Origin of the sequence: Pseudomonas sp. KCJK9000, assembly GCF_046230725.1 — a bacterium.
Classification (GTDB): Bacteria; Pseudomonadota; Gammaproteobacteria; order Pseudomonadales; family Pseudomonadaceae; genus Aquipseudomonas; species Aquipseudomonas promysalinigenes.
In genome coordinates this window covers 1-10722 of the sequence record NZ_JBJJLN010000087.1, presented here as the reverse complement: position 1 = coordinate 10722, position 10722 = coordinate 1, and the positions used below count along the sequence as shown (strand labels likewise).

At 51.6% G+C, this 10722-nt stretch carries 9 protein-coding genes; 7 read left to right on the top strand and 2 right to left on the bottom strand.

Going from position 1 to position 10722, the window contains the following annotated elements:
- Together ACK59H_RS21870 and ACK59H_RS21865 are read left to right on the top strand one after the other, a co-directional pair.
- The coding region (locus tag ACK59H_RS21870) for a tyrosine-type recombinase/integrase (protein WP_409264912.1) at positions 1–733 on the top strand (733 nt) is incomplete at its 5' end.
- Between the two features lie 485 nt (positions 734–1218).
- Positions 1219–1563 (top strand): YggL family protein, encoded by a 345-nt coding sequence (locus ACK59H_RS21865; RefSeq protein ID WP_060477682.1) that lies wholly within the window; start codon positions 1219–1221, stop codon positions 1561–1563.
- Positions 1564–1756: 193 nt separating this feature from the next.
- On the opposite strand, the gene ACK59H_RS21860 is transcribed toward ACK59H_RS21865, so the two are convergent.
- On the bottom strand, positions 1757–2950 hold the full coding sequence (locus ACK59H_RS21860; protein ID WP_155500248.1) for a sel1 repeat family protein: 1194 nt from the start codon (positions 2948–2950) through the stop codon (positions 1757–1759).
- 713 nt (positions 2951–3663) lie between these two features.
- Between ACK59H_RS21860 and ACK59H_RS21855 the strand changes: the two genes are divergently transcribed.
- Positions 3664–4659: a hypothetical protein gene (locus ACK59H_RS21855; protein ID WP_409264911.1), complete on the top strand. Its 996-nt coding sequence runs from the start codon at positions 3664–3666 to the stop codon at positions 4657–4659.
- 994 nt (positions 4660–5653) lie between these two features.
- Positions 5654–7708 carry a hypothetical protein gene (locus tag ACK59H_RS21850; RefSeq protein ID WP_155500249.1) on the top strand — a complete coding sequence of 685 codons (2055 nt, stop codon included), beginning with the start codon at positions 5654–5656 and terminating at the stop codon, positions 7706–7708.
- Positions 7709–7827: 119 nt separating this feature from the next.
- Here the strand turns inward: ACK59H_RS21850 and ACK59H_RS21845 are convergent, their stop codons facing one another.
- Positions 7828–8337 (bottom strand): hypothetical protein, encoded by a 510-nt coding sequence (locus tag ACK59H_RS21845; protein ID WP_060477686.1) that lies wholly within the window; start codon positions 8335–8337, stop codon positions 7828–7830.
- 662 nt (positions 8338–8999) lie between these two features.
- Here ACK59H_RS21845 and ACK59H_RS21840 point away from each other — a divergent pair.
- From ACK59H_RS21840 to ACK59H_RS21830, 3 genes are all read left to right on the top strand, one after another.
- Positions 9000–9935 (top strand): hypothetical protein, encoded by a 936-nt coding sequence (locus ACK59H_RS21840; RefSeq protein ID WP_409264910.1) that lies wholly within the window; start codon positions 9000–9002, stop codon positions 9933–9935.
- Positions 9936–10075: 140 nt separating this feature from the next.
- Entirely contained in the window at positions 10076–10270 is a 195-nt protein-coding gene (locus ACK59H_RS21835) for a hypothetical protein (RefSeq protein ID WP_230849737.1), read from the top strand.
- Positions 10271–10437: 167 nt separating this feature from the next.
- Positions 10438–10722, top strand: a 285-nt coding sequence (locus tag ACK59H_RS21830; RefSeq protein ID WP_409264909.1) for a hypothetical protein, incomplete at its 3' end; no start/stop codon positions are given.

Sequence of the window (10722 nt, the reverse complement as noted above, 5' to 3'; positions counted from 1 at the left end):
TCGAAAGGAAAAATCAATCACCAATGTAATGGAGAATCAAAAAAATGAAAACACGTTAACTGCGACAGGCATAGTCTGCCTCGATTTTCTCATGCACGTCGCAACTGTAGCGGGCAGAAATGATTTCATAAGTGAGACAGGCTCAATTAGAGTCTCATATATTGATTATGTAGTAAGAATGCCTTCAGGGCAATTGATCACACGCAGCAGGATACATCATCATAGCTTTAGCGCAGGCGAAGCAAGCGCACCTAGACATCCTGTTTCAGATGCATCCATTCAGGCTCTCCACGAAGCAATAGATAAAGATCCGACATCTCGCTTCATCAACCAGCGACGTCATCTGCATCTTGCATTTCTTGAGTTTCTTGGGCCTCGGAGAGGAGAGTTGGCCCAGGTTACTCTACAAGCTTTGGCGCAAGCGGAGAAGATGAAGTACCCTGAGCTAGAGATGCAGGTGTTCAAACAAGGGAAAGTAGCAACTAGAAGAGTACCTATTACAAACATGCTTTTGGGCCAGGCCCGCAAATTCATAAACACGCAGCGCGCAGAAATAATCTTAAAGCATACAAAAAACGGAGAGCCTGATCACGGCTATTTATTTATATCTCACACTACTGGCGCGCCTCTTGCGGCCACCACCCTTACGAATGAGATTGATGATTTCAGACGTGCCACTGAAATTTCAAAGGACACATGTGCACATATGTTTCGCCATGCTTTTTTGCACTAACTTATTCGTCATATTATTCGAGCGTCATCGAATCGCCAACCCAGACGCGTTCGAACCCAGAATTATAGGTGACAGCATTTTACTTGCGCAAATTAAGGCTTGGACGGGACATGCAAGCATCCAAGGCCTTATACCCTATATCTATCGCGCTTATAGAAGGATCTCAAATATTTCTGCGACAGTTAGCGCGGGGCAAATGGCACTGGTTCAAAAAGAATTCGATGCGAGACTTGAGTTAAAAATCGGAGATTTAGAAACACACAGAATATCGATAGATGAGTTTGCGCGCGACATAAGAGATCTTATGCGTGATCGCAGCAAGGATTTAGAAGTAGCGGAACAGCCCTTAGACGAGCGATGAAGGGTTCGCTGTGGCGACCGCCCATCAGTCGTTAGCAAAAGGCTCTTGAGAGAGGCGATGAGTAAGGCGCTGAAAGCCGTTACCTGATAGAATCCGCCCGCTATCAATCAAGAGGATTTACTAAATGGCTACCAACCGCTCCCGTCGTCTGCGCAAAAAGCTCTGCGTAGACGAGTTCCAGGAACTGGGCTTCGAGCTCAACCTGGGCTTCAAGGAAGACCTGAGCGACGAAGCGATTGATTCGTTCCTGGACGCTTTCCTTGCAGAAGCCATGGATGCCAATGGTCTGGATTACGTTGGCGGCGATGACTTCGGCCTTGTCTGCCTAGCCAATCGCGGCTCGGTCAGCGAAGAGCAACGCGCCACCGTGGAAGCCTGGCTCAAGGGCCGCAGCGAACTGACCACTATCGAGGTTAGCCCGCTGCTGGACGCCTGGTATCCAGAAAAGCCGATCAACCCGGCTAAATGAGTCTCTGGGGTCATCCTTCAAGCGACCCCATGCGCTCCCTCGAGACATTCGATCGCAAATTTGCGATGGAATGTCTCCTAGGCCAATTAGCGCAATTGCCTCTTCCCTAAAATGGTCTGCGCAAATACCTCAGCCCCATCGTCATGCTGCTTCCCGAGTCGCATGTACTTCAGGACAGGCTAGGTGGAACGGCTCATTCAATATCCCCCTCTTGCTGCCATTGTTGAGACTGAGCTTCAGCCTTCATCTCACATATCTTCTGCAACTCAACAGCTTCAGAGCACGTGCTCGATGCACCATAAAAGTGATGCGTAGCGGCGTCGTATATCCCTTGCTTCATGAAGAGATGTCCCAGTTCCAGACAAGCATGTGCCTTTAGAGCAGGGGATACAAACTCAGAGTCGCGAACACGCATGTACCATCTCTCTGCTTCTTCTGTATCGATCTGCACATCAAGTACGCCAGGCTCCTTACCAGCCAGTAGCTTAGCCAGTTGAATCTGCGCTTCGGCATCTCCGTACGCAGCAGCACATCGATACAGGGACAGTACCTTACGCTTGGATTCTGAAGAGCTACTAGTGCGCAGATAAAGCTCCGCCAGCGTCATCTCAGCTCCTTCACACCTCATCTCAACGCGCTCCTTAAGCACGGCCTCAAGATTTGCAGGCTGAGGAAGCTGAGGGCTGCATAGCCACAGTTTCGCCAGTGCAACATCAGCTGGCGGATAATTCTTTTCAGCGGCCTGAAGGTAGAAATCGAACGCGGCTCGGTCGCTCTGAACTATCCCTCCTACTCCGCGCTCTGTGAACTGCCCCAACTGATACAGGCACGCGCTGCAACCTTTTTCGGCCCCCTGCTGATAAGCCATAACCGCTTCATCGGCCCTTCCGTCCTTCAAAAGGTGATCACCGAGGAAACAATAAGCTGCGATATAACCAAGATCGGCAGCCGCCCGAATGGAACCAATGCCAATTCCCGGTTTTTGCAGTGGAGGAAATTTTCCTCCGATCGTCAAACTGAGATGCCCCATCAGTACAAGTGCTTTCGGTGAACCATCTCCATACGCTGCGCACAGCGCATCATCAATGTCGTCATAAGCTTCGATGAGGGTCTCAGGTGGCTGCCCTTTTTGCAGAAACGCTTCAAGCGCTGTCATTCGATCAGTGATTGCAATGAGACGGCTAGCCAGATCAACCTCCGCGTCGCACCGAATGCTCGGCCAGCTCTTGCCAAATTTTGCTTGGCAATACTCTTCCAATTTTTGTTGGTCAGCGCTCACACGCTCTACCATGCGGCCATTTGGTAGCTTGAACCGGTTTTCTTGGGGTAAATCAAAAATTGTGGGATGGAAATCAAGAGGGGATGGTGGTGGCAAATCTGGTTTCATGTCGAGCTCCAGACAATAGAAAATGAACTCCCCGCCGAACGGGGCAATGGTCTATCTATTGTCTAGCCGCATGACAGCTCACGGCACAACGCCTGCACATGGCGCCACTTTCAGCATAGAGAACAGCTTTGGTTCGTCAAGGCTAGGCCGAGTACCATCTTGGCGGCCTGCGCAGTGGCTCACGGCAATGAATTTGGGCGTTCCCTGAGAGCGTAGAAGGCGTGTTTAAATTCCTTGGAGCAGCCGGACTCTTCGAGCCCGAATCAGCGATAGGCTCTCAACCTGCGGTGTAGCCAATGTGAGCTTCTACCGCTTTGCGTCATCGCCCTCCGCCTACTTGCTCGTAGCAGCATCGTGATCCCCATTAGTTGTTCACTCACCAACACTCATGAGCTCTCAGTTCGAATTCACAGTTGCGACTAGCTGACTACAGCATGCGGTTAGCAGTCCGTTTGACTGGAGCCAAAGGTCAGCAAACCGCCGGAAGGTTCAGCCTTTGCACCAGCGCCCCGGCACCTGCAGCTACGACACCACCAGATTCTACCTGGACGATTCAGCAGACCCCTGCTACGTTCTAATTACGGTGTAGCCTGCATCGTGCGGTCGGCTCGCAAAGGTACAACCTCCATCAGGCAGCTTCACCCTCCTCCCATGCACGCATCTCGACAATAGTCAGCGGGCAGCCGACACCCTGACGCTATTGGAGATTTGCCATGCGCGTTCCTGTCTTTGCTGATGACCTTGCCCCTAAATCAGGCCTTAAGAGGCTTGAAAGAGCGCTGCAGAAAAGATGGTGTGGCCCCAACCGGATCAAGTTATCTTTTGCTCGAGAAGTCCTTTCCAGAGGATTGGGTTATCGTGACTATCGCGATCTTCGCAATGCAACGAAACTAGCGCAGCCGGGTGCACCCGCTCCGAAAGAATCTGAAGTTAGGCTCGGAATTTACTCAGCGATCAAAGCAGCATTGAAGCCTGAGGAATGGTTTGCAAGCGACCCTTCCGCGTGGGAGCGACTGGTTGCGGCGCTTCCCGTCAATGTGCTGCTCGCGTTTAAGTCTCCAGTAGTCGTTCGATTGCACAACAGCCATCTACACCCATTCGAACGCTTAGCGGCTCAATGGGCTGAGCATGGAACTGCCGAAATCCAGCAGCTAATCTCTGAAAAGTTGGAACGTATCCATAGCAGCGTCACTGCCTCAGGGAACCTGAGAGATGCAGCATTTCTAGCATGCCTAATGTCCGGGATGCGACCAAATGACTTCCTACCCGCCAAAGTGAAAAATATCGCCTCTTTTACTGACGAAATACTAATCGAAGTTAAAACTCTCAAAGCTTCAAGGTATGGCTCGACAAGAAGATTTTATATAAATCATCCAGTGGCCATCCAGTCGTACATCAAAGCTGAGAGCCTCTCCAATGAAGATTACCTTTTTTCCGCAGCTGGCAAGCCTGAATGCCCGATGACGTCAGCTCAGCTGAGGAAGATAAGCGCTTCCTGGGCAGTCAAGGCAGGCATTGACCCAAGCACTCTCTCGCTGTCGCGAATTCGAAATACAGCGATTTTGATGAAATTCATCGAATCCCAAAAGAACTTTGGAACAATGGCCGAATGGATTAAACTTAACACAGGACATACTAGCCAAGACACTTTAACCTATTACTTGAATAAAGAACTCAGCCCTGTGAAAACGCTTACCCGCCCTCGCTAAAAACCCTCATCATTGAATGGGGATACTCAAGAGATTCTGAACTCAAGACGAGCCCTGCATTTGCAGGGTTCGTTTTTTTGAGGTCGACAATTCACTTTTCCCGCATCGCCAGTGCGAAGCCAATCACTGCATCCTCTACAAGTCCTCCAAGCGCTCACACATCTCGATGACGATCACTTTCACAGCAGTGTTGGCGTCAAGCCATGGCTGACCACGCGGGCATTCTGGGAGCATGTAGGGTCGTCAGAATGGCACGAAGAACGCGAGGAGCACATTTGTACTCCACTCATTCAGACGCCTTCCACGAACACTCTCATCACGCCAAACGCTTGAGGGAAACGCACTCTCCGCGATGAGAGGAAGCACACTGCACACCACCGAGGTGGTTGCTCCTAGCTTGGATACTTGGCGAGGAATGAATGGTGAACTAGGTTGTTGAACGATGAAAACCATACGTTTCTTAGGAGCTCACGTGGATCAATCCTCCCCTGCCGGGAAAATCGGAAATCAACGACTGCGACCCCTACGGATTGCTTTCCTGGTTGACCCTGAGTCGAACTCAGACCTCGTCCTAGATGGTGTCTTCGCAAATTGTTACTCACGCTGGGGAGGTCGATTCAGCCTTATCGTCCCATGCCGGGCCGGCGAGATCATGCCCGAATACTGGCCATGGCTACTGCGATTCGACCCGGACGTCGTGTATTCATATGTCAGGCTAGGGAATGCGGCTGTCCTCGAGATTCATGAGCGCGTTGCACCCGCAGACTATCTGCACCACCGAGAGGTGGAAGAGGACAACCTTCGCCCTTCTGCCTTCTGGCCTAGCATGTCATTCATTGCGCTCTCGTCCATGTCGACGATCTTTCGCCTCGCCCGCCATAGCCCGGTTACCAATGGCCCCAAGGTCAGAGTCCTAGATTCCTGGCCGACCGAGAAGCCGACAAGGTTTCTGACCGATAACCTAGGCACCTACGGGGGCTGCCTAGAAAGCAGGATGTATCCGAACGACGCGAAGTCAGTTTCAGGTGTATTAACCATCGTTTCAGATGAGCACTTCGAAAACCGGAGATATGGCGTACCGACAGATCTTGATCGAGTCTCAAATGAAAACTCAGCCCTGAGAGAGTTCATAACGGCGAAGGTGACGAGCATGAGCCTTCTCTCGGCGCTCTATGCTCCAAGGCTCGAAATACGCGATTACCGGTGGAGTGGAGGATTCAATCTCGTCATCGGGGACACCTTTGACGATCGACTGCTGTTCTGGAATGCCAGGCTGTTGATCCCCTCCTTCCTTGACACAGATTTGTGTTGTCTTCGAATCACGATGGATCAGCTCCAGGATCCAGAGATGCTCAGCCTCTTGGCAGACCTGATCAATCGACGCAACTTCGTCACAGACGGCGCCGGCGGCCAAGCCCAGCTCGTCATCCGCTCGGCATCTCATAATGAGGAGCAGCTCAATGAAGCTATGGCCATATTGCAAAAAGCAAAGGTATGGAGCGCGTATGGGCACGTTGAGATTGTTCCCGGGGGACACGTCATCCCTGAAATTGATGAAGAGCGCGCTAGGATCTGGCTCACAGATGGCTCTACTCAAACTCAAGGCTGGCACACGTTTTCCTGGCAGTTCCCAAATGCCACACCACCAGTGCGAATTCCAGAGCATCTGAATGACGCTCCACCAGGGCAGCGCTTTACCTTAGGCCTATGGGCCCTAGACCTCGTTCTCCAGTACGACGGCAATGCCCCTAGGTTTAACCGAGTCAACACCTGGATGCTTCCCAAGAGATGGCGGCTGAGCAACGCGTTTGTCACCCAATCCAGGATACAAAGCCTCGCTCAAACCGATCTACACGCCCGCACAGAAGGACAGGGCTATCTGTCTGTCTTTCCGGGCGTAAATAGAGCGCTGGAATCAGTGACGGTACCTACCCTTGAGCAGGCTCTGAGAACCGCGTTCTGTTTCCCCTCTACACCGAGGAAGATTGACGCCGGGGATCCACCTTGGCCTCAGGAAAAAGCATCCTGGATGCAACCTTCTAACGAAGCTTCTTACCTGCTAGGCGTTTTGGGGATGACCGGCGACCTAGAGACGGCGATGGATTTGTTGCTACGGCCATTTTTCGTGGAGATGTTCGCGAGCTTGGGCGGCACCCCAAATCTGAAAGACTCGGATACCGGCCTTATTGAAAAATCCTTATCGAAGCGCGCGTTTACTAGGCCAGATTACAGCCTTCGGAATGAAGATGACGTCAAAGCCTTAGCCAGCCTCGCCCTCATAGCAGCGCAGAATCTAAAGACTCCAAAAACCCACGTAACCTTGCAAAAAGTGCAAGCTGACTGGGCTGCTCACCTGGAGCAGCAATGGCCGGAAGAGAAGCTTAGCCTGGCTCACCTCAGCGAGACGGAGATTGAGGAAGAATACCATCATCTGCGTCTCAGCCTGGAAGGCAAGCTGTCGATGATGAGAGAACGGCGCATGCTATTCCAAGGCTATGCTTGGACGTGTCAGTCATGCCGACACAAAAACTGGTCTGACTTCCAGCACCTCCAAGCGTCTTTGACTTGTGACATCTGCCGAAATCATACACAGCTGCCAATCAGTGTGCCATGGCATTTCCGACCTAACGAGTTCCTCATTGAGAGTCTTCGATATCGAAGCGTGCTGTCAGTGATCTGGGTGCTCGCCGCTTTGAGACAGCGAGCGCTGAAATCCTTCATGTACGTAGGTTCGACAAACTTTGGGTTCTCACATGATGGTTACGCCCCTGATGCAGAAATGGATCTGCTAGCCATCGTCGACGGACGCTCAATCATGTGCGAGGTCAAAACCTCCTGGAGAAGTCTTCGCTCTAATGACCTCATAGGCTTCGCCGAACTGGCACTAAAATTCAGGCCAGACACAGCTATGTTGGCAGTGATGAAGGGAGAACAAAAAATGCAGGCTCAGATCCAAGAGCTACGTGAGAAATTGAATGCAGCTGGCATCGAGTTCCAGCTACTCACAGAGTCCGATTACCGAGCAGAAGACGATCTACCCCTCCTCTAATAATCCTGATGTCCTTTCCAGAGGAGCAGTCGCAGTCACCAACTGAGCTCTTGGAGGTGACTACTCTTAGAAGCATGTGCTTTAGGACGGATGCCGCCCTTCCCTAGGCGGCCTTCCAATCAAACCAGTGAAGATGCTGCTTGCTTGGCGCGACGCACGAACGGTTGTGCCAGGCAAAGGAACAGAACCATACCGAGGACGTCCGCAACGAAATTGCCATACGCAGACGTGAACGGAATACCGTTCGTTGCAGGGTCAACAATCATTTCGTTGCCAATCGAAAGGCAAAGCGTCAGCGCAACCCCCATCCAAGGAGTCCAAGGCAGCCCCTCAATGAAGTCACGCTTCACACCGCGACCGATGGCACGCAGGGATTGCAGAGGCCAGTTGATCAACGGCACTGCAGCAATACGGTTGATCACCTCACGCAGCGGAAGCACTTCAACCTTCCCCGCCGGAATACCCAGGTAGCTCAAGAAGAACGGGAAGGTGAAACCGAACACCAAGTGGCAAACGTTGTAGTCCCACGCGATGACGTCAAACACTCGAGTTTGCACGAGCAGAAGTGCCAATGTGATCATGACACCGATCGCGCCTGGCACCACCGAAAACCATTTTTTCAGTTGCATAAAAGCTCCTAGGTCGGGACAAAGGCATCCCGAGTCCGACCTTACCCCCAACCGTAGATACTGCAACCCAAAATGGCACCTCGGAATTCACAGCACATTTTTTTGATCATTTTTGCCCATTTGCCGCGCGATGCGGGATTGCCCTCAGCAGATAACTCGACCGTCGATGGCTATTATCGACCTGAAAGCAACTCCAAAAGCTTCAAACCCCAGTTTCGGCCATTCTGACCTGTAATCCAGGCAATCATGATGATGCCCATGCACGACCATTTTTGCGCCCATTGCCTGGGCGAGCTCATCGATCTCTGAATAACCGTGCGGGTGGCAGCTAGGAGCCTCATGAGTGACTAGGATGCCCGCCTTCTCCATCGCGAGCGAGAAGTACGGCTTGCCAAGTGATGAAGACGTCACCAAAGCATTTTGCTCACTGAAGACTCTGCGACAGCACGCTTCGAAGCGACTCGCGGATCAATCAGTGACCTATCCAGCACGCGCAGCCTGGCAATCGGTGCTAGACGGCAAACCTCTATATGGCGTGGACGGTACCGAAGCATGCAGATGATTAACTGGGGTTTCTCTCTAGGATTACCATTTCGTTTCGGTGGGTGCGGAATGATGTTAAATTGCCATTCCTGATGCGAGGAATGCCCAAGGAGTGTTTCGTGAGGAATGGTTTTCTGGTTTCTTGTATGGCTCTTTCACTTACGGGATGTGGAGATGGTGGCGAAGCCTACAGAAAGCAGGCGGAGAGTCTTCGAGGGGACGTCAGCTCTCTGCAAGCACAGATTGCAGCTGCGAAAACCAGGATCACCCAGCTCGAACAGGAAAATAAGACTCTCAAAGAGACACCGGCAGTGTTCTTGGCCCAGGTAAGAAAGGCTGTGGACGCCGGGGATGAGACCACCGCGAAAGCAGTCTTGGCATCGTTAACCTCCCGCTACGCCGATTCCGCCGAAGCCGCGATCGGAAATGGCCTTGTGCAAAAAATGGTCAAGGATCGCGAAGCTAAGGAACAAGAAGAGCGCCGACTGGCCGCTCTTGGTATGAAAGCGATCCCGGTCAAAGGCTCGTTCACCGCGGACGACAGCGCCGTCTCGCTTCAGTCTGCTCAAGTGGCCGGCCAATGGAGCTTCAACGAACACGGGGATGAGTATGAGTACCGATCAGCTGAGCGCGGTTCTCGGTACATAACCGCGAAGGTGACCTACTCGTCCAAGAGCAAAGATCCCCGGCTGGCCCCTCTGATCGTTTACGCATCAAACGGTGGTGAGCTTAAGCGGCTTGGTGTCATGGGCTTTGAGTTCGTTAGCTGGAGCAGCTATGCGACCTTCCTGGGTAATTATCACGACGACGCTAACGATTTTGCTCACAGAGCAAGCATCCGTTTCTCTATGGGACTTCAAGTTCCAAACGAAGCGATCACTAAGCCGCTCTACATCGTTGCCTCTTCTTCAGGATGCGCTGATCGTAGCTCGGATCGATTCGGTAATCCGCCGGTGAGTTACTCGACCTACAGCTGTGACCAAGCTGCTCCTGCTGTGCTCAGGGCCAGCGATTTCAAAGAAGGCCGGTTCGGTATCGTTAAGCGCATCGATTGATTCTGAGATAGGACTCTCATCCCATGAAAAAGGCTTTAATCGCAGCCGGCATCGCCCTGCTCTGCTTGGTCGTCTACACCCAGGTTACTATCTTCGCAGTACCGCCAATTTGAGCGGTACCGGAGGGAAGGACAGTCATCATGCTTCGTCTCAACAAGACGAATTTCATCGATAGCGCTGATGCGATGTGCGTTCGTATCCAGGGCTATGTGAACCTGCTTTGCCGTGGCATGACGATGGGAGCTGTAGTGAACGCTACCACAATCATTGCTCGTCTGCCCTACTCCGAGACCATCTACAAGATCAGTACCGGTGGCAACACCTACGTTCGATGATTGAACTGTGTAGGCTTGAATTATCAGGCCTGCTAGATCCGCAAGGATGTTCGCTGCTGCTAGACGATTAAATGGTACCGGTGAGCGTAGGGCGTGTTGATCGCCTTTTTGCGAGATAGTAAAAGTATACATCTACCAATCAACCATTCGATAAAACCGGCTAAAAGATGACAAAGAACAACATTGATAAAGACTGCATAATCTCGAACGAAATACCTGAAGATGATTTTGAAACATTTTTTGATGAGCTCGAGAGGGAGTGGCAACAATTCAATGCAGAATTAATGAGGGCGGACGCGGCAATAGATCTATGCTTAGCAATGATGGAAATACTCGGTAATTTTCACAAAAACATGTTATCGCTCTCACTAAGTTTCCCCACCCTGGAATCGAACCCAGAAGAATCCACAAACTTCTTAACCGGAATAATTTGTAGCGGTATAATTTCAGCC